Raw genomic sequence first — 26,375 nt, forward strand, 5'->3', positions numbered from 1 at the left:
CCCCGCCTCGCCGAATGCGCGCCGCGGATCGCCGCCCGGGATCAGTAGCCCCGCCGCGACGATCCCCGACCAGGCGGCGACGCGCGGGACGCCCGCGGGGGCCTTGTCCGCGCCGCGATCGAGGTGCCGCGCGCCGCGGGCCAGCGCGTTCAAGACCTTCGATCGATAGACGAGGTCGGTCGACGACAGGATCAGCGGCGCGTGGCTGGTCCAGAACAGGAGGCGCCGGCCCCAGTGATCGGCACGCCACGCGACACCCTGGACCGTATCGGCATGCGCCTCCAGCCAGCGCGCCATCAGATATTCCGCGACCGGCGCGCCTTGTGCACGCGTCGCCACCGTCGACAGGTCGCGCAGCCAGGCGAAGCCGTGGAGATGGTCCGCAAACGCCCGTCCGAATTGCGGCTTGGCGAGGTCGATCGTCTCGATCGCGTGCCGTTCGCCGCGAAATGACAGCACGCCCTCCAGCAGTGCACGCCCCCGCCCGACGTCGCCGACGATCGGATCGTCGGGTACCGCGATCAGCTTCAAGGGATAGCGGCCCTTCAGCCGCATGCTGTGAATGGGCGTCCGCCAGGTCAGCCGGTGGAAGCGTTCGGACAGGCGCTCTGCCAGCGACAGGCCCTTGTCCCCGCCCAGCCGGATCAGCCGCTTGCCTTCCTCCACGCCGTCGGTCGGGGCGTCGGACACGCCGTCCGTCATCCGCCCCGGAGCGCCGCGATATTGGCGGCGTATCCGGCGGGGCCGCCGCGAAACACCGACGTACCCGCCACCAGCGCATCCGCGCCCGCTGCGATACAGCGCGCCGCCCAGTGCGCGTCGACACCGCCGTCCACTTCCAGGTCGATCGCCCGCCCGGTCTGATCGATCATCCGCCGGATCGCCTCGATCTTCTTCAACTGGTTTTCGATGAAGCTCTGTCCGCCGAACCCGGGATTGACGCTCATCACGAGCACCAGATCTGCGAGATCGAGCAGGTAGTCCAGTGCCTTGGCCGGCGTCCCCGGGCACAGCACGACACCCGCGCGCTTGCCGAGCGACTTCACATGCTGGAGCGATCGGTGGATGTGCGGCCCGGCCTCGACATGCACGGTCAGCGTGTCGGCACCCGCCTCGGCAAAGGCGTCGAGATAGGCGTCGACCGGTGCGATCATCAGGTGCACGTCGAACGGCTTCTTCGTATGCGGGCGGATCGCCTTCACGATCGCCGGCCCCATGCTGATATTGGGGACGAAATGCCCGTCCATCACGTCGATATGGATCCAGTCCGCCCCGGCCGCGTCGATCGCGCGCACTTCCTCGCCCAGCGTCGCGAAATCGGCGGAGAGGACGGAGGGAGCGATGCGGACGGGGTTCATGACACGATCTCTAGGGGGCACCCGGCGGCAGGTCCACTGCGCGCATTTGATCCTTCGTCATGCCGGGACGAGCCCGGCATGACGATGATCGAAGAAAGGACCCTGCGCCCCGCAATCCAATCGCCTGCGCTAGTTATGTAGGTGCAATTCCCCCTCCCCGGCAAAGGCCGGGGCCCAAATGCTAGCTTATTGCGACGGCGCGATACCCGCCATCACCGGATCCGCGGCAGGTGGGCCCCGGCCTTCGCCGGGGAGGGGATGTCTGCCCGAAAGAACGCAATCACCCCCGCCGCGCCGTCGCCCGCGCCAGATCGGTGACCGCGACCTCGGCCAGCACGTCGCCGGCATTGCCCGGTGCCATTACCGATCGCTCCGCGGCACGAACGCGGGCGAGACCGCGGGCCAGCGCGACCGGGGTCCAGCGGCGAAGCGCGCGCGCCGTCGCGGCCTCTTCCCTGAAGAACACGCGGTGGCGTTTCATCACGGTGTCCACGCCCTCGCCGCGATCGATCTCCGCGCGCATCTCGGCCAGCGCGATCAGCCGCCGTGCGATCGCGCGCAGCCAGGGGATAGGCGAGGTCCGCGCCTCCGCCAGCCGCGCGAGTTCGCGGCCCAGATCGGCGGGCCGTCCCTCGATCACCGCGTCGACCGCGCGTTGCATTTCCGCATCGCCCAGGTCCGCGCCGATCGCGTCGATCGCCGTATCGTCCAGATCCTGCGGCCGGTCGGGCGCGGCGTCGAGATAGAGCGCCATCTTCTCGATCTCGCGCGCCATGATCGCGCGGTCGCCGCCCGCGGCCTCCGCGATCCGCCGGCCTATGCCGCCGCTGGTTCTCAGACCATGGTCGTGCGCCAGGCGGACCGCGATCTGTTCGGCATCCGCGGCGGTCGGGGCGTAGCAGGCGAACGCCATCGCTTTCGGCGAGTCGATTGCGAGCTTCACGATTCCGGCGGTGGAGCGAACGCCGGGCGCGATCGCGACGACCGGGTTGCCCGCATGAGTCGCCGTCAGCAGCATCCGGAACGCCTCCAGCGATTCTTCCCCGGCCGGGGCGATACGGATATGCCGCGCGCCGCCGAACAGCGAAAGCGATGCCGCCTCGTCCGCCAGCCGCGCCGGATCGCTTTTCAGCGTCGCCGGATCGAGGTCGATCCGCTCCGCATCCGCGCCCATCGCGGTCTGCAGCCGGCGCGCCAGTTCGTCTGCGACCGCTTCGTCGGGGCCGTGGAGCAGGAACAGGCGGATCACGCCACCGGGCTTGTCGAGCGCGGTGCGAAGCTGGTTCGCGCTAGCCTTCAAAGGACGGCGCTCACTTGGCCGGCGGCGCGGCGATCCGGCGATGCGCGTAGAGCGCGATCCGCGCCACGACGCGGTCCGCGACGATCTCCGACAGCCGTTCCAGCGCGGTGTTCTCCGCTGCGATCGTCGCATATTCGGAACTGACGACGTCGATGCCGGCATCGTAGCTCGACGTCGCGTCGAGCAGTGTCGTCCCGCTCGCCAGGTCGACCAGTTGGTAGCGCGCGCGCAATGTCCGCCGCTCGCGCGTCACGCTGTTGTCGAGCTGGACGCCGAGCCCCGCGATCTGATCGTCGAGCCGCACGTCGAGCCGGTAGAGCGGTGCCGCGCCTTCGGTGGACAGCCGGTCCTTCAGCGCATTGGCGACCAGCCAGCCCGACTTGCCCTGGATCGGCGACACCTCGACCCGGTCCAGCGCCTGCGCGACCGCACCCGACGATCCGCCCGAATAGAGCGGGTGCAATCCACACCCCGCCAGCGGCAGCGCGAGCGCAATTAGAAGGGCAAGCCGCTTCATGCGACGAGGTTCACGAGGCGGTCGGGAACGACGATCACCTTTTTCGGCTCGGCCCCCGCCAGCACGCGCTGGACCGCGGCGTTGGCACGCGCGGCCGCCTCGATCGCCTCTCGCGGCATGCCCTTGGGCAGCACCAGCGTATCGCGCAGCTTGCCGTTGACCTGAAGCGCGATCGTCACTTCGTCGTCGACCAGCAGCGCGGGATCGACCGCAGGCCAGGCGGCATCGGCGATCAGGCCGTCGTTCTTCGCTTCCGCCCAGGCTTCCTCCGCCAGATGCGGCACCATCGGGCTGGCGAGCAGCAGCATCGTTCGTGCCGCATCCTGCCGGTCGCGCGACGGCGCGGCCTTCTCGATGGCGTTGGCCAACGTGTAGAGTAACGCCACCGCCTTGTTGAACTGCAGCCCCTCGATCGCGTCCGCGACACCCGCGGTCGTGCGGTGGGCGAGCTTGCGCAACGGCAGGTCTTCGCCCTGTGCGCTTTCGTCCGTTTGCGTCAGCCGCCATAGCCGCTGGACGAAGCGCCATGCGCCCTCGATCCCGTTCTCGCTCCATTCCAGATCGCGCTCGGGCGGACTGTCGGACAGCATGAACCACCGCACCGCGTCCGCGCCGTACCGGTCGACGATCGGTTCGGGATCGATCGTGTTCTTCTTGGATTTCGACATCTTCTCGATGCGACCGGTCGTGACCGCCCGACCCGTCGCGCGTTCGGTGCCGTTCTCGACCTCGTCGGGCGACAGCCATCGGCCATGGGCGGATTTGTACGTCTCGTGCGTCACCATGCCTTGCGTGAACAGCCCGGCGAAGGGCTCGGCGATGTCGAGCATGCCGATGTGGCGAAGCGCGCGCGTCCAGAAGCGCGCGTAGAGCAGATGCAGGATCGCATGCTCCACCCCGCCGATATACTGGTCGACCGGCAGCCATTTCTCCGCGCCCGCCCGGTCGAACGGCTTGGCATCGGGCTGGCTGGCGAAGCGGATGAAATACCAGCTCGAATCGACGAAGGTGTCGAGCGTATCGGTCTCGCGCACCGCGTCCGCGCTGCAAGACGGGCAGGCGACGTGCTTCCATGTCGGATGCCGGTCGAGCGGGTTGCCGGGGATCGCGAACGACACGTCCTCGGGCAGGATCACCGGCAATTGGTCCCCCGGAACCGGCACCACGCCGCACGCTTCGCAGTGGATCATCGGGATCGGCGTGCCCCAGTAACGCTGGCGCGACACCCCCCAGTCGCGCAGGCGATAGATGGTGGAGCCCGTGCCCCAGCCTTCGCCCTCGGCGCGTTCGATGACGGTCCGCTTCGCGTCCTCGATATCCATGCCGTCCAGGAAATGCGAATTCACGAGACTGCCGGGGCCGGTATAGGCGACATCGCCGACGAATATTGGGGCCTCGTCATCGCCTTCGGACACCACGCGCTTGACCGGCAGGCCGTATTTGCGCGCGAAATCCAGGTCGCGCTGGTCGTGCGCGGGCACGCCGAACACCGCCCCGGTGCCATATTCCATCAGGACGAAGTTCGCGATGTAGACCGGCAGATCCCAGTCCGGGTCGAGCGGATGCCGCGCCTTGAGCCCGGTGTCGAAGCCGAGCTTCTCCTGCGTTTCCATCTCCGCCGCGGTCGTGCCGCCCTGTTTGCAGCGTTCGACGAACGCGGCGGCATCGGGGTCGGTCGCGGCAAGCGCCTGCGCGATCGGATGATCCGCCGCCACCGCGACGAAGCTCGCGCCGAAGATCGTATCGGGGCGGGTTGTGAAGACCTCGACCGATCCACCGTCCGACAGGTCGAAGCGGAACTGCAACCCCCGGCTGCGCCCGATCCAGTTCTCCTGCATCAGCTTGACCTTGTCGGGCCAATGCTCGAGCGCGCCGAGTCCCTCCAGCAGTTCGTCCGCGAAATCGGTGATCTTCAGGAACCACTGGCTCAGCTTGCGCCGCTCGACCAGCGCGCCCGATCGCCAGCCGCGACCGTCGATGACCTGCTCGTTGGCCAGCACGGTCATGTCCACCGGGTCCCAGTTGACCGCCGATTCCTTGCGATAGACGAGGCCGGCGCGGAACAGGTCGAGAAACAGCGCCTGTTCGTGACCATAGTAATCCGGCTCGCAGGTGGCGAGTTCGCGGCTCCAGTCGATCGCCAACCCGAACCGACGGAGTTGCGCCTTCATCGTCGCGATATTCGCGCGGGTCCACGTCCCGGGATTGATGCCGCGTTCCATCGCGGCGTTCTCCGCCGGCATACCGAACGCATCCCACCCCATCGGGTGCAGGACTTCGCGCCCCTTCATCCGCCAGAAACGGGCGAGCACATCGCCCATCACGTAGTTGCGCCCGTGCCCGACATGGATCCGTCCCGAAGGATACGGAAACATCTCCAGCACATAAGCTCGCGGCTTGGCCGAGGCGTCGTCGGCCTTGAAGGTCTGGCGCTCGTCCCAGACTTTCTGCCACGTCGCGTCCGCCTTCAGCGCGTTGAACCGCGACGCCATGATCGAACCCTCAGCCGGCCACGGAGGCGCGGCGCATGTCGCGGGCCTTGGTCAGGATCAGGTCCTCCAGCTTCTGCACGGTCGCGGCGCGTACCGGTGCTGCGACCCAGTCGCCGCCGGTGCGGACCTGGCGGATCGCGGCGACCGACAGCGCGTCGGCGCGCAAGTCCTGATCGAGGATCGACACCGTCACCTTGATCCGCTCGCCCGGCGTCTGCGGATTGACGTACCAGTCGGTCACGATGACGCCGCCGTTCGAGTCGGTCTGCAGCAGCGGCATGAAGCTCAGCGTCTCCAGCGTCGCGCGCCACAGATAGCTGTTGACGCCGATCGTCGTGATCTTGGACGGTGCCATCGCCTCGACCTTGGGACGATGCGCCCGGTGATGCATGCACCCGGTCAGCGCGAGGGCGCTGATCGACAGCAACGCGAGCGGGGCCAGGGACGCGGTGCGCAACGGGCGGTACATGAGGCGATATCCTGACACGAAAGAGAGCGTGTATGGCCTGTAGCAGGCGCTGCGCCCCGCTCGCAAGTCGCGCCTGGGCAAGGCCGCTGTGGGCGGTTTGCAACACCCGCGGACAATCGCACCCACGAAGGTGGCGACGCTCGTCTAAATCGGTATAGCCGCGTTAAGGCCGAACCAGCACCAACGCCGGCGCAGGGACCTGAGGAAGCAATCGTGAACGCGAGGGGCGTCATCGTCGGGATCGTTGCGGGGGCGCTCGCCGCCGCCGGGACGATCGTCGCGCCCGCCTTCGGTGCTTATGAGCAACTGCCGCACCCCGCGAAGCGGACGCAGACGGCGGCGCGTGCGCTCGGGGGTTTCACGCCGGCCGCGGCCGACCCCCGGCTGGCGGCGCTGTTCGCGCGCGGCGGGATCGATCCGACCGATTTCCACTTCACCCCGGCAGAGTCGCGCCGCGGCAATCGCGGCGTGACGATCGCGGTGCGGGCGCGGTCGAACCAGGTATCGCTGGCGGATACGACACGGCTCGCCGCGGCGGCACCGGCGACGAGTATCGGCCTCGCACCGATCGCGTATAATCTGGGCGCGGCGATCGGGTGGAAGCGGCTCGCGATCTCGGGCGACATGGGTCATGTCGATCTCGCCGGCGCACCCGGCAGCCGCGATACCGCGGACGTCGCGGTCACCTATGCCGGTCGTCGCCTGAGCGGTCGGCTGAAGGCTTTTACAGAACATCCGCTGGTGTCCGGACCGCAGCTGGCGTCCGAGATGCCGAGCTATTCGGTCGATGTCAGCAGTTCCTACGCGCTGACGCACAATCTGAACGTGACCGCGGGTGTCCGCTACCGTGCGGATCGCGATCGGTTGGCACCGTCGACGCTGGATGCGACGCATGACAGCCAGGCCGTCTATCTGGGTACCGCCTTCCACTTCTGATCCCGCACCCTCGGGTGAAGCGCGTCGATCGCCGCCCAGCCGTCGAACCCTTGCCGCCTGATCCGCCGGAACCGGCGCGGGTCCATTCCACCCAGCGCCACGATACGGATGCTCAGCCCCCCGCCGATCTGCGCCGCGCGCATGACGCCGGCCGGTCGGATGCCGGGATGCGAGCGCGTGGCGAAGACCGGCGAGACGAAGAGCGTTGTCGCCCCCCGCACGACGCCGGCGATCGCCTCGCGCCGGGAATGCGCTGGCCAGGTCGTCGGGTGCGCGCCCGCCGGGCCGCGGCCGTGAGTCGCGTCAGGACCCAGCCGCTGCGTTCCCGCGACGACCAGCATCAGCCGCCGCGCCGTGGCGATCCGCCGTACGCGCGCGAACAGCGCCCGACGGTCGGCCGGCGGGGTGGCATAATGGCGAAAGACGACGCCGGATCCGGGCGGCAACCGGCGCAGCGCCGGCCACAGCGCGTCGCCCGTGCGTTCGTCGGTCATCAGCCAGACAAGAGGGTTCCGGGGCGGCATTCGCCCCCCTATAGCGCGCCGATGGATGCAGACATCACCCAACGCCGCGGCGATGTGCTGGCGCGGATCGCCCGCGCCGCGGCGCTGGCCGACCGACCGCCCCCGACGCTGATCGCGGTGTCGAAGACTCACCCGGCGACGGCGATCGCTCCGCTGCTGGCGATCGGCCAGCGCGATTTCGGCGAGAACCGCGTGCAGGAGGCGGCGGACAAATGGCCGGCGTTGCGCGAGGACCATCTCGAGGCGGTCCTCCATCTGATCGGCCAGCTCCAGTCGAACAAGGCCGACGAGGCGGTCGCGCTCTTCGATGTCATCCATTCGGTCGATCGCCTCTCGCTCGTCGCCGCGCTGGCGCGCGCGATGGACAAGGCCGGGCGGCGGCCGGATTGCTTCGTCCAGGTCAATATCGGCGAGGAGGCGCAGAAAGGGGGCTGTGCGATCGCCGATCTGCCGCATCTGCTGGCGCAGGCGCGGGTCGCGGACCTGCCGGTCGTCGGCCTGATGTGCATCCCGCCCGCGGATACCGAGGCTGCGCCCTATTTCGCGCTGCTGGCGACGCTGGCGCGCGACGAGGGGCTGACCGGTCTGTCGATGGGGATGTCCGACGATTTCGAGACCGCGGCGATGCTCGGCGCGACATATGTCCGGGTCGGCAGCGCCCTGTTCGGAGCACGCGGATGATGCGGGTGCGGTCCGGGGGATCGCCGCGAAGCAACCGATCCCCCAGACCGGTTGGCTGCAGGTTCGCGGCGATCCTATTCGATTTCGACGGCGTGCTGGTCGACAGCGAATATGCCGGCAATCGCCAGATCGCCGAATGGCTGACCGCCGCCGGATACCCGACGACGACCGAGGAATCGATGGCGCGGTTCATGGGACTGGCGGGCGGCGATTTCCTGGCGGCGATCGAACGCTGGATCGGCCGGCCGGTCCCGCCCGAATTCCACGTCGCGCGCGGCACGGAGAATGCGCGAGTGATGGCCGAGGGCATCGCGGCGGTGACCGGCGCGGTGGCGTTCGTCCGCGCGCTCCCCGCCGACCTGCCGCGCGCGGTCGTATCGTCCAGTTCGACCGAGTGGATACGCTGCCACCTCGACCATATCGGCCTGGCCGACGCGTTCGGCGACCATATCTATTCGGGCCGCGAGCATGTCGCGAACGGCAAGCCCGCGCCCGACCTCTATCTGTACGGTGCCGCCGCGCTGGGCGTCGCGATCGAGGACTGCGCGATTATCGAGGATTCGCCCGTCGGCGCGACCGGCGCGGTCGCATCGGGGGGCTATGTGATCGGCCTGACCGCGGGGCAGCATTGCGGCGACGGGCATGACGAGCGGCTGAAGGCGATCGGCGTAGACGCGGTGGCGGACGACTTCGTCGAGGTCGCGCGGCTGCTGGGATGATCGAGGCGGCGGTGCAGGCGACGCTGGACGCGGTCGCCGCCGCGATGGCGGACGAACCCGACGACTGGTGGATCATCGGCAGCGCCGCGGTCGCTCTGCATGGTGCCGATACCGAAATCGCCGACATCGACGTGCTGACCAGCGCCGCCGCCGCGCGCCGCATTGGTGCACGCCTTGGCATCGAACCCATCGCCCGCCCGAGCGATCGGTTCCAATCGACGGTCTTTCTCTCGCTGGTCGGGTGGCCCCTTTCCGTCGAGGTGATGGGCGATCTGGCGCTAGCGATTGGGGGATCATGGCTTCCCATCCGCCCGGTTACGCGTATGCGGATCGGCACGATCTACGTACCTTCGCGCATCGAACTCGTCGAAATCCTGCACCGATTCGGCCGCGAGAAGGACCATATGCGCGCCGTCGCACTTGGCGCTCACAGCTGATGCCCGGTCCGGTCCCGCTTCGTCGCCAGATAGCGTTCGTTGTGCGGGTTGGGCGGCAGACTGTGCGCGATGCGTTCGACGACGTCGATCCCCGCGGCGGCCAGCGCCGCGACCTTGGCGGGGTTGTTGGTCAGCAGCCGCACCCGGTCCTGCCCCAGCAGCGCCAGCATCCGCGCCGCCACGCCGAAATCGCGCGAATCGACCGCGAAGCCCAGCCGGGTATTCGCATCCACCGTATCGTATCCCTGATCCTGCAACGCATAGGCGCGCAGCTTGTTGACCAGCCCGATCCCGCGTCCTTCCTGGCGCAGGTACAGCAGGATGCCCCATCCGCTCGCCCGGATCGCGGCGATCGCGGCGTGCAGTTGCGGTCCGCAATCGCATTTCAGACTGCCGAGCACGTCGCCGGTCAGGCATTCGCTGTGGAGGCGTACGAGCGGGGGGCGGCCATCGGGCTGCCCGATCAGCAGCGCGACATGTTCGTCCGCGCTTTCGGGAGAGCGGAACGCAACGATCTCCGAATCCTCCGCACCGCCGACGGGCAAATGCGCACGCGCCGCGATCGTCAGGCGCTCGGCATACTCGTGCGTATCGATGTCCGCAACGCCGAGCGTCACTGCCGGATCGACACCGCCGACGAAGAACGCCGGCAGCAGGCCGGCGATCCGTGCGATCCGCAGCGCCGCCGTCGCCGCCGCGCGATCGGTCAGCGGCAGCGTGCGGAACGGTCCCTTCATCGGATAGGCGAGATCGAATTGCGGATCGGCGAGCGCGGTCGCGGCTGCGAAATCGATCCAGGGCGCACGGTCGATCAGCACCGGCGCGTCGGGGGCCGCAGCGGCGATCTGGTTCGCCAGCGTCAGCGTCGCCGCGCGCCCCGTCGAGATCAGGATCGGTGCCTGCCCCGCCGGATCGAACGCGGCGAGCCGGCCGGCATCCGCGGTCTCGATCGCCAGCAGCGCCATCCCGTCGATCGCGATCGGCCATCCGCGTCGAAGCGCGTCCACCCCGCGCGCCGCGCTGCGCGGATCGGTCAAAACGCGAACTCGGTCATGATCGGGACATGGTCGGAGGGTTTCAGCCAGCTGCGACAATCCTCGAACACCCGGTGCGCGGTCGCCGCCCTGGCGGCATCACCCGTGGCCCACATATGATCGAGCCGTCGCCCGCGATCGGATACCGCCCAATCCTTCGCGCGGTAGCTCCACCAGGTATGGAGGCGGGCGGGGGCCGGGTAGAAATGCCGGCCCAGGTCGGTCCAGTCGTTCGATGCCTTCAGCGCGTCCAGCGCGGCGACCTCGACGGGGGTGTGGCTGACGACATCCAGGAGCTGCTTGTGGCTCCAGACATCCGATTCAAGCGGCGCGACGTTGAAATCGCCGGTCAGGATCGTCGGGGCGTCGAGCGTTTCGGACCAGCGCGTCATCCGCTCGATGAAATCGAGCTTCTGGCCGAATTTGGGGTTCGCCTCGCGGTCGGGAATGTCGCCGCCGGCGGGGACGTAGACATTCTCCAGCCGCACGCCGTTCGCCAGCCGCACGCCGATATGCCGCGCCTCGCGGTTCGCCTGCCAGTCGAGCCGGTCGTCCGCCGCTATCGGCACACGCGATACGATCGCTACGCCGTGATGCATCCGCTGACCGTGGAGCATGATATGCCGGTAACCGATCGCGCGGAACGCGTCCGCCGGGAAGTCGCCGTCGATGACCTTGGTCTCCTGCAGGCACAGGATGTCGGGTTCGACCTCGCGCAGGAACTGCTCGACGATGGCGATCCGGAAGCGGACGGAGTTGATGTTCCAGGAGACGATCTTCACCGGTGCGCAGATAGGGGGTTTCCGGGGGGACGTCACCCCTGGTGCCGGGGGGCACGCCGTGGCGAAGCCGCGTCGTCAGCCGAAGCTTTGCTCCGCTGGCCGTGCTCGGGCGAGTCTTGCGCCTCCGGCATGCGCCCTTCGCAGAAAGGCCCCCGCTCCGGGGGCATGGAGCGAGGGCCGACCTAGCGTTCGTCACGCAGGCGGGAAACGTGCCGACCAGGCAACAGGGGGGAAAACCTGGAACCGACCCGCATCCGCAAGACGGGCTCTAGCCGCGTCAACCTGTCGCGCGCATGAATGGATACGGGCAAACCGGTTCAGTTGCGCCCCGTCACCGGTCGCGGGTCGTTCCAGCGGAACGCATTGTCGCTGACCGGCCCGCCATAGAGCTGTTTCGACAGGCGGATCGTCGTCCGGTTGTTCTGGCTGTCGAGCGCGACCCAACCCTGCAGCAGCAATCCCGCGGGGGCGGACCCGTCATGCGCGAACACCAGCGTGATCCGGCCATATTCGGGATGCTTCGGGTCGTTCGCCTCGACGCTGACCACCCGCGGATCGGCGGTCGGAACGACGCGTGCATAGCGGCCGATGTCGCGGCTCGGGTCGAGCAGCACGCCCAGCGGCGAATTCTTGATCGGCCAGCGTTGCACCTGCTTCACCGAATAATCGATGAAGGTCAGCGCGCCGCCTTCCGCCACGATCAGCAGCGGTACGCCCTTCTGATATTGGAAGCGGATCCGCCCCGGCTGCTTGAGCGTCAAAGTGCCCTTCAGCACGCGCCCGTCGCGATCGGTCTGTGCGAAATCCGCGGTCAGCGTGGTCATCGCCTGCAAATGCCGCTGCACGAGCGCCAGATCGTCGGCGGGCTGTTGCGCGGCGACGGGGGCAGTCATGACGATCGCGATCGACGCCACTGCGGGGAACGGGTTGCGGAACATGTCTCTCTCCTGTGGCGCGAGCGTTTGCGCAGGGGCCGTTGAATGCGGCATGAATCGCGGGTGCCTCCCGCCTCGACTCATTCTTGCCACGGTTGATCGTGATAACCGTTTGTACCGCGCACGATGCGTGTACCTTCGCGAACAGGAGGCAGGTGATGCAAAGCGCGCTGGACGACGAAGTAGACGGGAATTTTGATGCATTCCATGCCATCCTGCCGCAATTGCTCCAAAAACATATCGGTCAGTTTGCGTTGCTTAGGCACCAGGTCTTGGAGGAATGTTTTGTCGATCTTCGTTCAGCCTTCGAGGCGGGGTCGTCGCGCTTCGCCGATCAACTTTTTTCTGTTCAAGAAGTGACGGATCGTCCCGCCGATCTGGGTTTCTTCAGCCATGCCGTCGATACGCGGATCGCTTGAAAACGGGCAGCCGCTCGTTCAGATTCTGGTTTTCACCGCTCGGTGGACGGCCATTCCCCGTTTCGCATGAATTCATCGCTCTGATCGACACCGGATCGACCAAGACCTGCATTACTCGAACCGTAATCGAAGCGCTGGGATTGGAAGCGCACTCGCATTCGCGGATGCTGGTGGCGACACCTAGTGGGCTCGAAAGACGGCGAGCCTATGGGTTTTCGGTGGGGTTTCTTGACGAAGGTGACGGAACGCTCGGCGCGGCACGAAGTCCGCACTATTTCCCGGATGCGATCACCGGCGCGGACTTCGTCAAAAACAGCAATTTCGACGTACTTTTGGGAATGGATATTTTGCGTCAAGGAAAGCTGATCTTCGAAAACGGGCAATTCGAATTCACATTCCGCGCCTGATCAGATCGCATGCCCCTCCGCATCGCGCAGCACCTCGCGGCGGCCGACATGGTCCGGCCGCCCGACGATGCCGTCCTTTTCCATCCGCTCGATCAGGCGGGCGGCGGAATTGTAGCCGATGCGCAATTGCCGCTGGAGCCAGCTGGTCGACGCCTTTTGCGATTCGCACACCAGCTGGATCGCGTTTCGATATTGCTGGTCCTCCGCCGTATCCTCGCCGGTCGGCGATCCTTCCAGCGTGAAGCCGTCCTCGGGTTCCTCGGTGACCGACGAGATATAGTCGGGCTGCCCTTGCGCGCGCCAATGGTCTGCGACGAGGCGCACCTCGTCGTCGCTGACGAAGGGGCCATGGACGCGGACGATGCCCTTGCCGCCGGGCATGTAGAGCATGTCGCCCTTGCCCAGCAGCTGTTCTGCGCCCTGTTCGCCCAGGATGGTGCGCGAATCGATCTTCGACGTGACGTGAAAGCTGATCCGCGTCGGCAGGTTGGCCTTGATGACGCCGGTGATGACGTCGACCGAGGGGCGCTGCGTCGCCATGATGAGATGGATGCCCGCCGCGCGTGCCTTCTGCGCCAGTCGCTGGATGAGGAATTCGACCTCCTTGCCCGCGGTCATCATGAGGTCCGCAAGCTCGTCGACGATCACGACGATCTTGGGTAGCGGCTGATAGTCGAGCTGTTCCTCCTCGTAGACGGGGCGGCCGGTGTCCGCATCATAGCCCGTCTGGACGCGACGGCCGAGCGGGGTGCCCTTTGCGCGCGCGGCGAGGACCTTTTCGTTGAAGCTCGCGAGCGAGCGGACACCGAGCGAGGACATCTGCCGGTAACGATCCTCCATCTGCTCGACGGTCCATTTGAGCGCGCGGACGGCCTTGGCCGGATCGGTGACGACGGGCGCGTAAAGGTGCGGGATATCCTCGTACATGCTCAGTTCGAGCATCTTGGGGTCGATCATGATCATCCGGCACTGGTCGGGCCGCAGCCGGTACAGCAGCGACAGGATCATGCAGTTGAGCCCCACCGACTTGCCCGACCCGGTGGTGCCCGCGACGAGCAAATGGGGCATCGGCGCGAGATCGGTGATGACCGGATCGCCTGCGATGTTCTTGCCGAGGATGATCGGCAAGCTCGCCGCCATGTCTTCGAAGCTGTCGCTGGCGACCAGTTCGCGGAGCGCGACACTCTCGCGCTTCGCGTTGGGAAGTTCGATGCCGATGACGTTACGTCCCGGGATCACCGCGACCCTTGCCGATATCGCGCTCATGTTGCGGGCGATATCGTCGGCCAGCGCGATGACGCGGCTCGCCTTGATGCCGGGTGCGGGTTCCAGTTCGTACATGGTGACGACCGGGCCGGGGCACACTTTCGTGATCGACCCTTCGACCTTGAAGTCGTCGAGTACGTTTTCCAGCAGCCGCGCATTGCGGTCCAGCGCCGCCTTGTCGACGGTGTTCTTCGGCATAGGCGGCGGCTCGGCCAGCAGGTCGACCGAGGGCAGCGCATAGCTTTGGCCGAGATCGAGCTGCTGCTGTTTCAGCTTGGGTTTGGCGGCGGACGGAGCGAGCGTCCGGTCGGCGATCACGGGGGCCGGACGCGGATCGGGCTCGGCGACCGCGCGCGGCGCGACGGGCTTTCGGGTCAGCGTCAGCGGTTCGTCGAAATCGTCGATCGCAGCGACGCTTTCACGGCCACGGGTGCGGCGCAGACGACGGCCCTGCTCGACGAAATCGATTTCCAGGCTCCTCGCCCAGACGATCACGCCGCCGATGCCGAGCGCCAATCCGACCCCGCGCGCCGCCCATATCTCGGCGATGGGACGGCCAAGCGAAGCGAGCCCCGAATGCACGCCGCGCGCCACCGCCAGCCCGACGACCCCGCCCCAGCCGGCGGGCAACGCCAACACCGACGCATCGGATACGAAGGCCAGCGCCGCGGCCATCAGCGCCACGCCGATCGCCTCGCCGCGCAGCATCCGCCCCCAATGCCCCGCCGGCTGTTCGCGCCACAGCCGGAGCGCGACGATCGCGGGAACGGGCAGCAGCAACGCCGCGATGGGGCCGAAGGCGGTCAGCGCCAGATCGGCGAACCATGCGCCCGGTTCGCCCAGGAAATTGGCCGGCGCGCCGCCCGCCGCGGTGTTGAAGGCGGCATCGGCGGCATGATAGCTGGCGATCGCCGCCGCCATCATGGCGGTGGCCGCCAGCAGCGCGATCGCGGTCAGCAGCGCGCCGCTCCTGACCGCACCCGCCCGCCACGTCTCGCGCCACAAGGCTGGCTGCGCCCGGCTCGCCATCGTTCCCGTCCCCGTAAAATGTCGAAATGCCCGGGGAATCATCGGCTTCCCGGGCTTTGCAGTCAAGGCGGACGGGCGTAGGAGCCATGCCATGGATAGCGACGTCATCATCCTCGGCGGCGGTCTGGTCGGCGCGACGCTGGCCGTGGCGCTGGACACGCACGGCCTGTCGTCGATCGTGATCGATCCCGCGGACCCGGCGGTGACGCTGGCGGCGGGGTTCGACGGGCGGGCGTCGGCGGTGGCGAGCGCGAGCGGGCGGTTGCTCGACGCGATCGGGGTGGGCGCGCGACTGGCCGGGCAGGGCTGCGCGATCTGCGGCATCCGGGTCAGCGACGGGCTGGAACCCGGTGCGCTCGATTTCGAACCGGACGCGGACGATGGCGCGCTGGGTACCATGTACGAGAACAAGCTGCTGCGGCGTACGCTGTTCGAGGCGGCGCAGGCAGCGCCCGGGGTGGACCTGCGGATGCAGACGCGCGCGACTTCGGTCGACCGTGCGGCGGCCGGGGTCACCGCGACCCTCGATACGGGCGCGGTCGTCCGCGCGCCGTTGCTGATCGCGGCGGAGGGGCGCAACTCACCGACGCGCGAAGCGGCCGGGATCGCCGTCGCGCGGTGGAGCTACGACCACACCGCGATCATCGGCGCGTTCCATCACGAACGCCCGCACGACAATACCGCGTTCGAGATCTTCTACCCCAGCGGCCCCTTCGCGCTGCTGCCATTGCCCGACGACGCGATCGGCCACCGGTCGGCGATCGTCTGGACGGTCGACGCGAAGGATGCGGCAGGCATGCTGAAGCTCGGCGATCGCGGCTTCCTCGCGGAGGCGGAGAAGCGGATGGGCGGGTTCCTGGGCACGCTGTCCCACGCCACCCCCCGCGCGAGCTATCCGCTCGGCTTCCACCATGCCGCGCGGATCGTGGGCGAACGGCTCGCGCTGGTCGGCGATGCGGCGCACGGCATCCATCCGATCGCGGGGCAGGGGCTGAACCTGGGTTTCCGCGACGTCGCGACGCTGGCGGAGGTGCTGGTCGAGGGCAAGCGGATCGGGCTCGACCTGGGCGACGCCGCGCTGCTGGCGCGCTATCAGCATTGGCGCGGGCTCGACACGTTCATGGTCGCGCTGGCGACCGACAGCCTGACGCGGCTGTTCGGCATTCCCGGTAGGACGGCAAGCGCGGTCCGGCGGTTCGGCATCTCGGCGGTCAACGCCATCCCGCCGCTGAAGGAGCGTTTCATGGCGGAGGCCCGCGGCGAAAGCGGGGATCTGCCGAAGCTGCTGCAGGGGTTAGTTGTGTAAGTCCGCCACCCCTTCGTGAAGCGACGTCCCCGGTAGCAACAAGAAAGCACCGACAGTGGCAATCATAGCGCAAACCCAAAGCCAATATCCTAGCTCATAGCCAGTGATAGGAACGACAGTCCCCGCCTCGTTCGTCACGATCCGCGGAAACAGAACGGGAAGTAATGCGCAAGTGATGGCGATGAAAAGTCAGTATCGCAGCAGCGACGCGGACTCGAAACCAGACCGCCATCCATGCAACCACGATAGCAGGGTTCGCTAGCCACGCCAGATGAGCTACCGCGTCAGGAACGGCAACCAAGCCGATCCAGCCGAAGAGCAACGATCCCCAGCCGGGCCACTGATGACATTGGCCATCGACGCACAGCGTATCAAACGCTAGCGATACGGCGAACAACCCCATACCGACCAAAGCCATCACGCGGCTAGCTTGACCGCGGTCCATCAATTTTATTTCATCCCAGCGATTGAGGTCGTCTTCGCCAGCCGACGCGCCTCTTCGGCCAGCATCACAGGTACACCGTCGCGGATAGGGTAAGCGAGTCCCGCCGCGTCCGACAGCAGTTCGCCCGCCGCTTCATCATACCGCAGCGGCGTTCGCGTGACCGGGCAGACGAGGCGTTCGAGCAGCCAAGGGTCGATAGTCACTTCCCCTCTCCCCTTGTGGGAGAGGGGGGGAGCGGCACCGCCGCGGAGGGGTGAGGGGGACTGCTCCGTGTCGCGTTGCGACCCGTTTGCCCCCGGTCCCCCTCACCCTTTCGGCGCTCCGCGCTTCCCTCCCTCTCGCACATGGGAAGAGGGGCCATGAGTCCCCTCACTGCAACGTCACCCGGTCCTCGCCGTCGTGGCGGCCGAAGAATTGCATCAGCTGGATGATCAGTTCCGCGCGCGTCTCGATATCGCCCGCCTCCAGCAGCGCCTGCTTGGCGGCGGAATCGAACGGTGCGATCTGCGCGATGCCGTTGACCAGTGCCTCGTCGTCCAGCCGCCCCACCGCGTCCCAGTCGACCGAATAGCCCTGCGTATCGGCGAAGCGCCGCGATTCAAGCTCCAGCGACGATCGCCGCCCGAGCGACAGCGTATCGTCCGCCACGACCGGCAGCAATTCCGCCTCGACCTGACGGAACGCGGTCGCGACATCGAGTTCGCGGACGATCCGGAACAACGACACCCCCTCCAGGATCACGTTGTAGCGACCGTCGTCCATCGCTTCGACCTCGGCGATCCGGCCGACGCAGCCGAGGTCGAACAAGGCCGGCGGGACATCCTCGCTGCCGGACACCGGGCGCGGCTGGACCATGCCGATCCGCCGGTCGCGCGCCACCGCGTCGGAAATCATCGCGCGGTAGCGGGGTTCGAAGATGTGCAGCGGCAAATGCATGCCGGGAAACAGCAACGCCCCGGGCAGCGGGAAGATCGACAGCCGCGTGGTGGTGCGCTCGCGTGCCACGCCCATCACCCGAACAGGATCGCGGAGAGCCGGCGGCGCTGTGCCGACACCCACGGATCCTCAAGCCCGACGACCTCGAACAGCTTCAGCAACTGCGTCCGCGCCGCGCCCTCGTTCCAGTTACGATCCGCGGCGACGATGGACAGCAGGTCGTCCGCCGCCGCGTCGCGGTCCCCCGCCGCCATTTCCGCGCCGGCGAGCGCGAAGCGTAATTCATGGTCGTCGGGGTCGGCGGCAACCGCCGCTTTCAGCGCGGCGAAGTCCTCGACGGGTTGCGCGGTCTTCGCCAGTTCGATCGCGGCGCGGGCGCGGTCGATGGCGGCGTCCTTCGTGCCCGCGGGCAGCGCCGCGATCGCGGCTTCGGCGTCTTCCATCCGCCCGGCGGCGACCAGCGCACGGATATGACCGGACAAGACTCCCGGATGATCGGGGGCCATTTCCGTCAACTGGTCGAAGATGCCGACCGCGCGCTCGCCGTCGCCCGACGCCAGCACGTCCTCGCCCATCGCGATCAGCGGCTCCAGTTCGGCGGCGGCGCTGGCGGCGTCCGACTGGATCGGCAGCTGCTTGAGGAGCTGGTCCAGCATCGTGCGCAACTGCGATTCGGTGCGCGCAGGCGTCAGGTCCGCGACCAACTGACCTTGGAACATCGCATAGACGGTCGGGATCGACTTGATCTGGAATTGCGCGGCGATGAACTGGTTCTTGTCGGTATCGACCTTGGCCAGCACCACGCCCTTGTCGGCATAGTCCGCCGCGACCTTCTCTAGCAGCGGGGTCAGGGCCTTGCACGGCCCGCACCATTCCGCCCAGAAATCGATGACGACGAGGCTGGTCATCGACGGCTCGACGACATCGCGGCGGAACGTCTCGACGGCGGTCTTTTCGGCGGGGGACATGCCTAACGTGGCCAAGGGATACTCCTGTAGGTGCGCCCCTATGTGGGGCAAGCGCGGCCCCGCGCCAAGACGTGACGGTTCAGCTTTCCGCGCGGCCCTTGAAACCTTGCGCAATCACATACCATTCGGACGACCCCTTGCGGCTCGCCGGCGGTTTGGCGTGCTTCACCGCGGTGAAATTGCGTTTCAGGACCGCGACCAGATCATTGTCCGCGCCCCCCGCGAGCACTTTCGCGACGAAGCCACCGCCCGGGCGCAGGATGCCGCACGCGAAATCCACCGCCGCCTCGACCAGCCCCATCGTGCGCAGGTGATCGGTCTGCGGATGGCCGACGGTGTTCGCCGCCATGTCGGACAGGACGAGATCGGCCGCCCCGCCCAAGGCCTCCGTCAACCGCGCGGGGGCCTCGTCCGCCATGAAATCCATCTGCAGGATGATGACGCCGTCGATCGGATCGACCGGCAGCAGGTCGATGCCGACGACGATGCCGGCGGGCACCTGTTTGCGTACCACCTGGCTCCAGCCGCCGGGCGCGATCCCCAGATCGACGATCCGTTTCGCCCCCTTCAGCAGCGCGAACCGTTCGTCCAGCTCGATCAGTTTATACGCCGCGCGGCTGCGATACCCCTCCGCGCGGGCGCGGCGGACATAGGGATCGTTCAATTGCCGCTCCAGCCAGCGCGTCGATTGCGCGGTACGCCCGCGCGACGTCTTCACGCGGACATGGCCGCCGCCGCCACCCCGGCTCACCGTATATTGGCCGGACGCGGGGCACCCATCAGCCGGCGGAGGATGCCCTCACGGATGCCGCGATCGGCGATCCCTACGCGTTCGGCGGGCCACAGGTCCATGATCGTCTCCAGGATCGCGCAGCCTGCGACCACCAGGTCCGCGCGCTCGGTGCCGATACAGGGTAGCCGCGCCCGCTCCTCGATCGACATCCGCGACAGGTCCGCGCTGATCCGCCGCATCGCAGGCGCGGGGACGATCAGCCCGTCGACCACCGCGCGGTCATAATGGTCGAGCCCCAGATGCACGCTGCCGAGCGTCGTGACCGTACCGCTCGTGCCGAGCAGCCGCGGCGCGTGGACACCGCGCGGCAGTCGGGATGCGAACCCCGCCATGCTGTCCGCGACCAGTGCGCGCATCCGCGCATAGGCGGCGGCGCGGCCCTCCGGCCCCTCGCCACCACCGGCCTGTTCGGTCAGCGAGACGACCCCCCAGGGTGCCGAATGCCAGTCGAGCACCACCGGCGTCGGTCGCGCGGTATCGACGAGGACGAGTTCGGTCGATCCGCCGCCGATATCGAACACCAGGGCCGGATCCTCGCCGGGCTCGATCAGCGAATGGCAGCCGAGGACCGCAAGCCGCGCCTCTTCCTCCGCGGAAATGATGTCGAGGTGAAGTCCCGTTTCCGCCAGCGCGCGTGCGATGAAGGCGGGACCGTTGACCGCGCGGCGGCACGCCTCGGTTGCGACCGACCGCGACAAGGTGACGTTGCGCCGCCGGAGCTTGTCCGAACAGACGCGGAGCGCCGCGATCGTGCGTTCGATGGCGGCGTCGCTCAGCCGACCGCTCGCGGCCAGCCCCTCGCCAAGCCGTACGATCCGCGAAAAGGCATCGATCACCGCGAATCCCGACCCTTGCGGGCGTGCGATCAGAAGCCGGCAGTTATTGGTACCGAGGTCGAGCGCGGCATAGGCATGCGCACCCGGATAGGCTGTATCGGCGCGCCTTGCGCCATTGCCCCCCTTGTCGGGGCCGGCCGGTGCCGGGTGGGGAGGGGCCCCCGGCCGGTACGGCATCTTGGCGGGCGCGTCCCCCATGCCGTCGAACTCGCAATCTGATCGTCCGGCGCGGGCGAGCTTGCCCGTTCGGTGCTTGCCCTATGAGGTAGCGCGTCCTCACCCCCGCGACAAGCGCCCCGTCCCCCGTGGCGACATTGACAGTTCCGGCCACCTTGCCTAGGGCCGCGCTGCTGCGTTGCCCCGTCGTCTAATGGTAAGACTGCGGTTTCTGATACTGCCTATTGAGGTTCGAATCCTCACGGGGCATCCAGCCTTTCCCCACGATCTCCGGCGACTTACGACGCTTCCCCGATCGCTTTCGTCGCGTCCGCGCTCGTCCAGTCGGTGCCGCCGCTGCGACGCCAGACCTCGTGGCCCGTCGAATCCAGCAGGATCGTCATCGGCAGGTTCGCCTGATAGGCCAGGCTCAGCCCGAGCTTCGGATCAAGATACGGTTTCAACGTCGCGAACCGGTGCTGCGCGAAGAAGGGCGCGACCTTTGCGTGGCCGTCGAGATCCTGCGAGACGGCGATCACCGCGACCTTGCCGGCCAGCGCCTTCGCCGCGGTGTCGAGCGTGGGCATCTCGGCGACGCAGGGCGCGCACCAGGTCGCCCACAGGTTCAGCAGCAGGGGCTTGCCGCGGAAGGCGGCCAGCGTGACGGGTGCGCCGTCGGGACCGGTGAAGCCGAGCGTCGGTGCCGCTTCGCCCTTGTGCGACCGGTCGAACGTCATGGTCTTCGTCCCCGGGGTCGGCTCGGGCTGGACCTCGTCCGGCGAGATCGCGGCCGCGGCGTTCGCATCGGCCGCAGCGTCGGCTTGCCCGGGGGCCTGCGATTTCCTATCGCAACCAGCGGTCATGAGACCGGCACCCAGGAGACAGGCGATAGCGGCGCGCGAGGACAATGTGGGTTTCACGGGCGGCGGCTCCAATGCGATGTGGGGCGGGCGCTTCGCGGAAGGGCCGGCGGCGGTGATGCGCGCGATAAACGCGTCGATCCCCTTCGACAAGCGGCTGTGGCGGCAGGATATCGCCGGGTCCAGGGCGCATGTCGCGATGCTGGGCGCGGCCGGCATCGTGTCCGCGGCAGATGCGGCGGCGATCGCGGACGGGCTGGACCGGGTCGCGGCGGACTATGAGGCGAACGGGGTCGCGGAGGATCTGGCGCTCGAAGACATCCATATGCAGACCGAGGCGAAGCTTGCCGCGGCGATCGGCCCGGTCGCGGGGCGACTGCACACCGCACGGTCGCGCAACGATCAGGTCGCGACCGATTTCCGGCTTTGGGTGCGGGACGCGGCGGACGAGGTGCTCGCCGCACTCGAAGCGTTTCGCCAGGCGCTGCTCGCGCGCGCGGCGGAGCATGCCGACAGCGTGATGCCCGGCTTCACCCACCTGCAATCCGCGCAACCGGTGACGCTCGGCCATCATCTGATGGCGTATCACGAGATGATCCGGCGCGACGCAGGCCGTTTCCGCGATGCGCGGGCGCGGATGAACCGGTCGCCGCTGGGATCGGCGGCGCTCGCGGGGACGGGGTTTCCGATCGACCGGCATGCCACGGCGGCGGCGCTCGGGTTCGACGGGCCGATGGCCAACTCGCTCGACGGGGTCAGCGACCGCGACTTCGCGATCGAATATCTGACCTGCGCGGTCCAGTGTTCGCTGCATCTGTCGCGGCTGGCGGAGGAATTCGTGCTGTGGGCGTCGCAGCCCTTCGGCTTCGTGGCGCTGAGCGATCAATGGTCGACGGGCAGTTCGATCATGCCGCAGAAGCGCAATCCCGACGCCGCCGAGCTGGTGCGCGGGCATGCCGGGCGGATCATCGGGTGCATGACCGCGTTGATGGTCACGATGAAGGGCCTGCCGCTCGCCTATTCGAAGGACATGCAGGATGACAAGCCGCCGGTGTTCGAGGCGCACGACCTGCTTGCGCTGTCGATCGCGGCGATGACCGGGATGATCGAAAGCGCGACGTTCCGTACCGGGCGGATGCGTGCGGTGGCGCAGGCCGGGTTCGCAACCGCGACCGATCTTGCCGACTGGCTGGTGCGCGAGGCCGGGTTGCCGTTTCGCGAAGCGCATCACGTCACCGGCCGGACGGTGGCGCGCGCGGAGACGCTCGGGATCGCGCTCGACGCGCTGTCGATCGCGGACCTGAAGGCGATCGATGACCGGATCGACGAACGCGTGTACGGCGTATTGTCGGTCGATGCGTCGGTCGCCAGCCGGACGAGCTTCGGGGGCACCGCGCCGGTCAACGTACGCGCCGCGATCGCCGCCGCGCGGGGAGAATGACGATGCGTCTCTTGCCCCTGCTGATCGCCGCCGCGACGCTCGCCGGATGCGGATCGGCGTCGCAGCTGAAGCCGGCGGCGGGCAAGAACCTGCCCGTCGCGCCCTATGGCGTATCGACCCGGCCGACGTCGCTGCAATTGCTGACCCCGACGAGTCAGGAGCGTCCGCAGCGCAGCGACGAATTGCTGACCAATTCGCAGGCGCGCCGCAGCGACGAATTCGACCTGCCGCCGCAATAACGATGGACCATTTCGGCTATAGGGACAGCGTCCTGCACTGCGAGCATGTGCCGCTGCCCGAAATCGCGGCGGCGGTCGGCACGCCGGTCTATGTCTATTCGACCGCCACCTTCCGCCGGCATGCGCAGGTGTTCCGCGACGCGCTGTCCGCGGTGCCGCGCGTCCATCTCGCCTATGCGGTCAAGGCCAATCCCAATCTGGCGGTGCTGCGCGTCCTGGCGGGCGAAGGATATGGCGCGGACGTCGTGTCCGCGGGCGAGATGGCGCGGGCGCTGGCCGCCGGGATGGACGCGAAGGACATCGTGTTCTCCGGCGTCGGCAAGACCGTGGACGAACTGGCGCGCGCGCTCGATGCCGGGATCGGCCAGTTCAATCTGGAACTGGAGGAGGAGGGCGAGGTGCTCGGTATGCTCGCGGTCCAGCGCGGCACGGCCGCGCCCGCGGTGCTGCGCGTGAACCCGGACGTCGACGCCGGCACGCATGCCAAGATCTCGACGGGCCGCCGCGAGAACAAGTTCGGCGTCGCGATCGATCATGCGACCGAGATGTACGCGCGCCTCGCCGAGGTCGACGGGCTGAGCATGCGCGGCATCGCGATCCATATCGGCAGCCAGTTGCTCGACCTCGCGCCCCTGGAGGCGGCGTATGAACGGATCGGGCGGCTGGTCGCGGACCTGCGCCGTTTCGGCCATTTCATCAGCCGCGTCGATCTGGGCGGCGGGCTGGGTGTGCCCTATAAGCCCGGCGACGCCCCGCCGAGTCCCGCCGACTATGGCGCGATGGTGGCGCGGGTGACGCGGGACTGGGACGTCGAACTGATGTTCGAACCCGGCCGCGTCATCGCGGGCAACGCGGGGGTATTGCTGACCGAAGTGGTCTGGGTCAAACCCGGTGCGGTCAACCCCTATGTCATCGTCGACGCGGCGATGAACGACCTCGCGCGGCCGGCGATGTACGACGCCTGGCACGACTTCGCCGCGGTCCGGCCGACGGGCGCGCGGATGACCGCGAACATCGCCGGGCCGGTGTGCGAAAGCGGCGATACCTTCGCGATGGGTCGCGACATCGACCACGTCGCGCGCGGCGATCTGGCGGTGTTCCGAACCGCGGGCGCGTACGGCGCGGCGATGGCCTCGACGTACAACAGCCGCGCGCTGGTGCCCCAGGTGCTGGTCGACGGCGACCGGTTCGCGGTGGTCGCGGACCGGGTCGGCGCGGAGACGCTGATCGCCGCCGAACGCGTGCCGGACTGGCTGCGGTGATATCGCCTTTCTCGTTCTCCCGCGAAAGCGGGAGTCCAGGGTTACGGGATGTATCGCCCGCGGCCACTCGGCCCCGGCTTTCGCAGGGGAACGGGAGGTGAGCCTTCACAGCCTGCCGCTGTTCATCCGCATGGCGGGCCGTCCGGTGATCCTGCTTGGCGCGGGCGAGGCGGCGGATGCGAAGCGGCGACTGCTGGAGCGCGCGGGTGCGGCGATCGTCGGCGAGGATGCGGCAGCCGCACTGGCGATCGTCGCGATCGACGACGAGGGCGAGGCACTGGCCGCGGTGGCGCGGCTGAAGGCGCGCGGGGTGCTGGTCAACGCGGTCGATCGGCCCGATCACTGCGATTTCACGGTGCCCGCGATCGTCGATCGATCGCCGGTGCTGGTCGCCGTCGGGACCGGCGGGGTCTCCGCCGGGCTCGCGGCCGCGCTTCGCCAGCGGATCGAGGGGATGTTGCCGGCCGCGCTGGGCGCGCTGGCGACCGCATTGTCCGATGCGCGCGGCGCGATGCGGACGCGCTATCCGGACGGCGCGGCGCGGCGGCGTGCGATCGGGGCCGCACTGTCGGCGGGCGGCGTGCTCGATCCGCTCGGACCGGCACCCGACGTGGCGGCGTGGCTGGCCGATGGCGGGACCGTCACCGGATCGGTCCGCCGGATCATGCTCCGGTCAGGCGATCCCGACGACCTGACGCTCGGCGAGGCACGCGCGCTCGCGCAGGCGGACCGGGTGGTCCACGCCGCCGACGTCCCCGCCGCGATCCTCGACCGCGCGCGCGCCGATGCGGTGCGGATCGCCGCGGGGACGCCCCTCGCGGCTATGGAAGGACTGACGGTGGCACTGGAGATGGCGGCATGAGCGGGTTCGGCTACCGGATCACGGGCGACAAGGCGACCCGGGTCGCGGTCAAGGAGGCGCTCGACGGTACTGCCGACCTGATATGGGTCCATCTGACGAGCAACGAAGAAGAGGCGCAAGCCTGGCTGCGCGACGAGGCGAAGCTCAGCAGCTACATCGTCGATGCGCTGACCGCGATGGAGACGCGGCCGCGGTGCGAGGCGTTCGACGACGGCGCGCTGCTGAACCTGCGCGGCCGGTCGCACGAGGCGCTCGACGTGTCCGACCTGCTCGCCTCGGTCCGCATCTGGGCGGTGAAGGGCCGCGTCTATTCTGTGACGCGCAAACCGCTCTGCGCGGTCGGCACGGTGGAGAAGGACGTGAAGGCCGGGCAGATCGTCGATCCCGGCGACCTGATCGCCGCCTTCGCGACCGCGATCACGGCGGACCTCGACCCGCAGGTCGCGGACCTGGGCGACATGCTCGACGATTGCGAGGAAAGCCTGGACGCGAACAAGGTGTTCGAACTGCGCCGCCATGTCACCCGCGTCCGCGTCGAGGCGATCGCCTATCGCCGTTTCCTGAACCCGCAGCGCACCGCGCTGGAAAACCTGGCGGGGTTGCCCGGCGAATGGCTGGCCGCCGACGACCGGCAGCACCTCGCATCCGCCGCGGACCGTGCCGCGCGCATGGCGGAGGAGGTGGAATCGATCCGCGAACGCGCGTCGCTGATCCATGAGGCGCTGACCGACCTGCGCGCCGAACAGATCGACCGGCGCAGTCTGGTCATCGCGATCGTCGCGATGATCTTCCTGCCGCTGACCTTCATCACCGGCGTCTACGGCATGAACGTCGCGAACCTGCCCTATGCGCAGAGCCCCTGGGCGTTCGATGCGATCATGGGGTTCTGCCTGGCGATCACCGTCGGCGTGCTCGGCTATTTCATGCGCAAGCATTGGTTCCGGTAAGGGGCGCGCTTTCTCGCCG

General features: G+C 68.2%; 28 protein-coding genes, 1 tRNA gene and 1 pseudogene. 13 read left to right on the top strand and 17 right to left on the bottom strand.

Annotated elements, in window-relative coordinates; translation table 11 throughout:
• The 6 genes and pseudogenes from HUU99_RS07750 to HUU99_RS07775 form a co-directional block, all read right to left on the bottom strand.
• Nucleotides 1-702: pseudogene (locus tag HUU99_RS07750) on the bottom strand (heparinase); the annotation flags it as partial.
• A complete protein-coding gene (gene rpe, locus HUU99_RS07755; RefSeq protein ID WP_174286008.1) occupies nucleotides 699-1,358 on the bottom strand; it encodes a ribulose-phosphate 3-epimerase in 660 nt (219 codons plus the stop codon). The pseudogene HUU99_RS07750 and the gene rpe, both read right to left, overlap by 4 nt.
• Before the next feature lie 280 nt (nucleotides 1,359-1,638).
• Entirely contained in the window at nucleotides 1,639-2,658 is a 1,020-nt protein-coding gene (gene holA, locus HUU99_RS07760; protein ID WP_174286009.1) for a DNA polymerase III subunit delta, read from the bottom strand.
• Nucleotides 2,659-2,668: 10 nt separating this feature from the next.
• The gene (gene lptE / locus HUU99_RS07765; protein ID WP_174286010.1) at nucleotides 2,669-3,175 is read right to left on the bottom strand and encodes an LPS assembly lipoprotein LptE; all 507 of its coding nucleotides are present in this window, start codon (nucleotides 3,173-3,175) and stop codon (nucleotides 2,669-2,671) included.
• Nucleotides 3,172-5,667, bottom strand: coding sequence for a leucine--tRNA ligase (leuS, locus tag HUU99_RS07770; RefSeq protein ID WP_174286011.1), 2,496 nt, complete (start codon nucleotides 5,665-5,667; stop codon nucleotides 3,172-3,174). Before leuS ends, lptE begins: the two co-directional genes overlap by 4 nt.
• A gap of 10 nt (nucleotides 5,668-5,677) precedes the next feature.
• Nucleotides 5,678-6,136 (bottom strand): DUF3576 domain-containing protein, encoded by a 459-nt coding sequence (locus tag HUU99_RS07775; protein ID WP_174286012.1) that lies wholly within the window; start codon nucleotides 6,134-6,136, stop codon nucleotides 5,678-5,680.
• A 213-nt stretch (nucleotides 6,137-6,349) separates the two neighbouring features.
• Between HUU99_RS07775 and HUU99_RS07780 the strand changes: the two genes are divergently transcribed.
• Entirely contained in the window at nucleotides 6,350-7,072 is a 723-nt protein-coding gene (locus HUU99_RS07780) for a hypothetical protein (protein WP_254603028.1), read from the top strand.
• Here the strand turns inward: HUU99_RS07780 and HUU99_RS07785 are convergent.
• Entirely contained in the window at nucleotides 7,045-7,566 is a 522-nt protein-coding gene (locus tag HUU99_RS07785; protein ID WP_174286013.1) for a thiamine phosphate synthase, read from the bottom strand. The two genes, HUU99_RS07780 and HUU99_RS07785, sit on opposite strands and share 28 nt — an antisense overlap.
• A 51-nt stretch (nucleotides 7,567-7,617) precedes the next feature.
• Here HUU99_RS07785 and HUU99_RS07790 point away from each other — a divergent pair, with 51 nt between their 5' ends.
• The 3 genes from HUU99_RS07790 to HUU99_RS07800 are packed head-to-tail and all read left to right on the top strand — an operon-like array spanning nucleotide 7,618 to nucleotide 9,433.
• Nucleotides 7,618-8,277, top strand: a complete 660-nt coding sequence (locus HUU99_RS07790; protein WP_174286014.1) for a YggS family pyridoxal phosphate-dependent enzyme — start codon at nucleotides 7,618-7,620, stop codon at nucleotides 8,275-8,277.
• Nucleotides 8,277-8,996, top strand: coding sequence for an HAD family hydrolase (locus HUU99_RS07795; protein WP_174286015.1), 720 nt, complete (start codon nucleotides 8,277-8,279; stop codon nucleotides 8,994-8,996). The genes HUU99_RS07790 and HUU99_RS07795 overlap by 1 nt, the downstream gene beginning before the upstream one ends.
• On the top strand, nucleotides 8,993-9,433 hold the full coding sequence (locus HUU99_RS07800) for a hypothetical protein (RefSeq protein ID WP_174286016.1): 441 nt from the start codon (nucleotides 8,993-8,995) through the stop codon (nucleotides 9,431-9,433). The genes HUU99_RS07795 and HUU99_RS07800 overlap by 4 nt, the downstream gene beginning before the upstream one ends.
• On the opposite strand, the gene ribA is transcribed toward HUU99_RS07800, so the two are convergent.
• The 3 genes from ribA to HUU99_RS07815 form a co-directional block, all read right to left on the bottom strand.
• Nucleotides 9,424-10,470, bottom strand: a complete 1,047-nt coding sequence (gene ribA / locus HUU99_RS07805) for a GTP cyclohydrolase II (protein WP_254603030.1) — start codon at nucleotides 10,468-10,470, stop codon at nucleotides 9,424-9,426. The two genes, HUU99_RS07800 and ribA, sit on opposite strands and share 10 nt — an antisense overlap.
• The gene (locus tag HUU99_RS07810; protein ID WP_174286017.1) at nucleotides 10,467-11,249 is read right to left on the bottom strand and encodes an exodeoxyribonuclease III; all 783 of its coding nucleotides are present in this window, start codon (nucleotides 11,247-11,249) and stop codon (nucleotides 10,467-10,469) included. The genes ribA and HUU99_RS07810 overlap by 4 nt, the downstream gene beginning before the upstream one ends.
• A gap of 317 nt (nucleotides 11,250-11,566) precedes the next feature.
• Nucleotides 11,567-12,187 carry an outer membrane lipoprotein carrier protein LolA gene (locus HUU99_RS07815; RefSeq protein WP_174286018.1) on the bottom strand — a complete coding sequence of 207 codons (621 nt, stop codon included), beginning with the start codon at nucleotides 12,185-12,187 and terminating at the stop codon, nucleotides 11,567-11,569.
• Nucleotides 12,188-12,342: 155 nt separating this feature from the next.
• On the opposite strand from HUU99_RS07815, the gene HUU99_RS07820 reads away from it, so the two are divergent.
• Together HUU99_RS07820 and HUU99_RS07825 are read left to right on the top strand one after the other, a co-directional pair.
• A complete protein-coding gene (locus tag HUU99_RS07820) occupies nucleotides 12,343-12,603 on the top strand; it encodes a hypothetical protein (protein WP_174286019.1) in 261 nt (86 codons plus the stop codon).
• Entirely contained in the window at nucleotides 12,600-13,010 is a 411-nt protein-coding gene (locus HUU99_RS07825; protein ID WP_174286020.1) for an aspartyl protease family protein, read from the top strand. Before HUU99_RS07820 ends, HUU99_RS07825 begins: the two co-directional genes overlap by 4 nt.
• Here HUU99_RS07825 and HUU99_RS07830 read toward each other — a convergent pair whose 3' ends face one another.
• Nucleotides 13,011-15,305 (bottom strand): FtsK/SpoIIIE family DNA translocase, encoded by a 2,295-nt coding sequence (locus HUU99_RS07830; protein WP_174286021.1) that lies wholly within the window; start codon nucleotides 15,303-15,305, stop codon nucleotides 13,011-13,013.
• Nucleotides 15,306-15,396: 91 nt separating this feature from the next.
• Here HUU99_RS07830 and HUU99_RS07835 point away from each other — a divergent pair, with 91 nt between their 5' ends.
• Complete coding sequence (locus HUU99_RS07835; RefSeq protein ID WP_174286022.1) at nucleotides 15,397-16,611, top strand: UbiH/UbiF/VisC/COQ6 family ubiquinone biosynthesis hydroxylase; 1,215 nt, start codon at nucleotides 15,397-15,399, stop codon at nucleotides 16,609-16,611.
• A 450-nt stretch (nucleotides 16,612-17,061) separates the two neighbouring features.
• On the opposite strand, the gene HUU99_RS07840 is transcribed toward HUU99_RS07835, so the two are convergent.
• The 5 genes from HUU99_RS07840 to HUU99_RS07860 all read right to left on the bottom strand — a co-directional run bounded on the left by HUU99_RS07840 (nucleotide 17,062) and on the right by HUU99_RS07860 (nucleotide 20,787).
• A complete protein-coding gene (locus HUU99_RS07840; protein WP_174286023.1) occupies nucleotides 17,062-17,259 on the bottom strand; it encodes a Trm112 family protein in 198 nt (65 codons plus the stop codon).
• A 166-nt stretch (nucleotides 17,260-17,425) separates the two neighbouring features.
• On the bottom strand, nucleotides 17,426-18,067 hold the full coding sequence (locus HUU99_RS07845; protein WP_174286024.1) for an LON peptidase substrate-binding domain-containing protein: 642 nt from the start codon (nucleotides 18,065-18,067) through the stop codon (nucleotides 17,426-17,428).
• On the bottom strand, nucleotides 18,067-18,960 hold the full coding sequence (locus HUU99_RS07850; RefSeq protein WP_174286093.1) for a tetratricopeptide repeat protein: 894 nt from the start codon (nucleotides 18,958-18,960) through the stop codon (nucleotides 18,067-18,069). Before HUU99_RS07850 ends, HUU99_RS07845 begins: the two co-directional genes overlap by 1 nt.
• Nucleotides 18,961-19,039: 79 nt before the next feature.
• Nucleotides 19,040-19,711: an RlmE family RNA methyltransferase gene (locus HUU99_RS07855; protein ID WP_174286025.1), complete on the bottom strand. Its 672-nt coding sequence runs from the start codon at nucleotides 19,709-19,711 to the stop codon at nucleotides 19,040-19,042.
• A complete protein-coding gene (locus tag HUU99_RS07860; RefSeq protein ID WP_174286026.1) occupies nucleotides 19,708-20,787 on the bottom strand; it encodes a Ppx/GppA phosphatase family protein in 1,080 nt (359 codons plus the stop codon). The genes HUU99_RS07855 and HUU99_RS07860 overlap by 4 nt, the downstream gene beginning before the upstream one ends.
• A gap of 158 nt (nucleotides 20,788-20,945) precedes the next feature.
• Between HUU99_RS07860 and HUU99_RS07865 the strand changes: the two genes are divergently transcribed.
• Nucleotides 20,946-21,019: transfer RNA gene (locus tag HUU99_RS07865), tRNA-Gln, on the top strand.
• Between the two features lie 25 nt (nucleotides 21,020-21,044).
• On the opposite strand, the gene HUU99_RS07870 is transcribed toward HUU99_RS07865, so the two are convergent.
• A complete protein-coding gene (locus tag HUU99_RS07870) occupies nucleotides 21,045-21,608 on the bottom strand; it encodes a TlpA family protein disulfide reductase (RefSeq protein WP_254603032.1) in 564 nt (187 codons plus the stop codon).
• 76 nt (nucleotides 21,609-21,684) lie between these two features.
• Between HUU99_RS07870 and argH the strand changes: the two genes are divergently transcribed.
• The 5 genes from argH (at nucleotide 21,685) to HUU99_RS07895 (ending at nucleotide 26,356) form a co-directional block, all read left to right on the top strand.
• Complete coding sequence (argH, locus tag HUU99_RS07875) at nucleotides 21,685-23,046, top strand: argininosuccinate lyase (RefSeq protein WP_174286095.1); 1,362 nt, start codon at nucleotides 21,685-21,687, stop codon at nucleotides 23,044-23,046.
• On the top strand, nucleotides 23,043-23,285 hold the full coding sequence (locus HUU99_RS07880) for a hypothetical protein (RefSeq protein WP_174286027.1): 243 nt from the start codon (nucleotides 23,043-23,045) through the stop codon (nucleotides 23,283-23,285). Before argH ends, HUU99_RS07880 begins: the two co-directional genes overlap by 4 nt.
• Nucleotides 23,286-23,287: 2 nt before the next feature.
• Complete coding sequence (gene lysA, locus HUU99_RS07885) at nucleotides 23,288-24,547, top strand: diaminopimelate decarboxylase (protein WP_174286028.1); 1,260 nt, start codon at nucleotides 23,288-23,290, stop codon at nucleotides 24,545-24,547.
• Nucleotides 24,548-24,644: 97 nt separating this feature from the next.
• Nucleotides 24,645-25,409, top strand: a complete 765-nt coding sequence (locus tag HUU99_RS07890; protein ID WP_174286029.1) for a precorrin-2 dehydrogenase/sirohydrochlorin ferrochelatase family protein — start codon at nucleotides 24,645-24,647, stop codon at nucleotides 25,407-25,409.
• On the top strand, nucleotides 25,406-26,356 hold the full coding sequence (locus HUU99_RS07895) for a zinc transporter ZntB (protein WP_174286030.1): 951 nt from the start codon (nucleotides 25,406-25,408) through the stop codon (nucleotides 26,354-26,356). Before HUU99_RS07890 ends, HUU99_RS07895 begins: the two co-directional genes overlap by 4 nt.
• Nucleotides 26,357-26,375 lie beyond the last annotated feature (19 nt).

The sequence above is a fragment of the Sphingomonas bacterium genome, from assembly GCF_903642285.1.
GTDB lineage: Bacteria > Pseudomonadota > Alphaproteobacteria > Sphingomonadales > Sphingomonadaceae > Sphingomonas.

What these genes read in the sequence shown, in the direction of transcription:
- HUU99_RS07790 (WP_174286014.1), top strand. Translation starts at nt 7,618, where the DNA reads ATGGATGCAGACATCACCCAACGCCGCGGCGATGTGCTGGCGCGGATC.
- HUU99_RS07785 (WP_174286013.1), bottom strand. Translation starts at nt 7,566, where the DNA reads ATGACCGACGAACGCACGGGCGACGCGCTGTGGCCGGCGCTGCGCCGG.
- HUU99_RS07895 (WP_174286030.1), top strand. Translation starts at nt 25,406, where the DNA reads ATGAGCGGGTTCGGCTACCGGATCACGGGCGACAAGGCGACCCGGGTC.
- HUU99_RS07880 (WP_174286027.1), top strand. Translation starts at nt 23,043, where the DNA reads ATGACGATGCGTCTCTTGCCCCTGCTGATCGCCGCCGCGACGCTCGCC.
- HUU99_RS07835 (WP_174286022.1), top strand. Translation starts at nt 15,397, where the DNA reads ATGGATAGCGACGTCATCATCCTCGGCGGCGGTCTGGTCGGCGCGACG.
- HUU99_RS07775 (WP_174286012.1), bottom strand. Translation starts at nt 6,136, where the DNA reads ATGTACCGCCCGTTGCGCACCGCGTCCCTGGCCCCGCTCGCGTTGCTG.
- lysA (WP_174286028.1), top strand. Translation starts at nt 23,288, where the DNA reads ATGGACCATTTCGGCTATAGGGACAGCGTCCTGCACTGCGAGCATGTG.
- rpe (WP_174286008.1), bottom strand. Translation starts at nt 1,358, where the DNA reads ATGAACCCCGTCCGCATCGCTCCCTCCGTCCTCTCCGCCGATTTCGCG.
- HUU99_RS07800 (WP_174286016.1), top strand. Translation starts at nt 8,993, where the DNA reads ATGATCGAGGCGGCGGTGCAGGCGACGCTGGACGCGGTCGCCGCCGCG.
- lptE (WP_174286010.1), bottom strand. Translation starts at nt 3,175, where the DNA reads ATGAAGCGGCTTGCCCTTCTAATTGCGCTCGCGCTGCCGCTGGCGGGG.
- HUU99_RS07795 (WP_174286015.1), top strand. Translation starts at nt 8,277, where the DNA reads ATGCGGGTGCGGTCCGGGGGATCGCCGCGAAGCAACCGATCCCCCAGA.
- argH (WP_174286095.1), top strand. Translation starts at nt 21,685, where the DNA reads ATGTGGGGCGGGCGCTTCGCGGAAGGGCCGGCGGCGGTGATGCGCGCG.
- HUU99_RS07850 (WP_174286093.1), bottom strand. Translation starts at nt 18,960, where the DNA reads ATGTCCCCCGCCGAAAAGACCGCCGTCGAGACGTTCCGCCGCGATGTC.
- HUU99_RS07820 (WP_174286019.1), top strand. Translation starts at nt 12,343, where the DNA reads ATGCAAAGCGCGCTGGACGACGAAGTAGACGGGAATTTTGATGCATTC.
- HUU99_RS07870 (WP_254603032.1), bottom strand. Translation starts at nt 21,608, where the DNA reads ATGACCGCTGGTTGCGATAGGAAATCGCAGGCCCCCGGGCAAGCCGAC.
- HUU99_RS07860 (WP_174286026.1), bottom strand. Translation starts at nt 20,787, where the DNA reads ATGGGGGACGCGCCCGCCAAGATGCCGTACCGGCCGGGGGCCCCTCCC.
- HUU99_RS07815 (WP_174286018.1), bottom strand. Translation starts at nt 12,187, where the DNA reads ATGTTCCGCAACCCGTTCCCCGCAGTGGCGTCGATCGCGATCGTCATG.
- HUU99_RS07830 (WP_174286021.1), bottom strand. Translation starts at nt 15,305, where the DNA reads ATGGCGAGCCGGGCGCAGCCAGCCTTGTGGCGCGAGACGTGGCGGGCG.
- HUU99_RS07845 (WP_174286024.1), bottom strand. Translation starts at nt 18,067, where the DNA reads ATGGGCGTGGCACGCGAGCGCACCACCACGCGGCTGTCGATCTTCCCG.
- leuS (WP_174286011.1), bottom strand. Translation starts at nt 5,667, where the DNA reads ATGGCGTCGCGGTTCAACGCGCTGAAGGCGGACGCGACGTGGCAGAAA.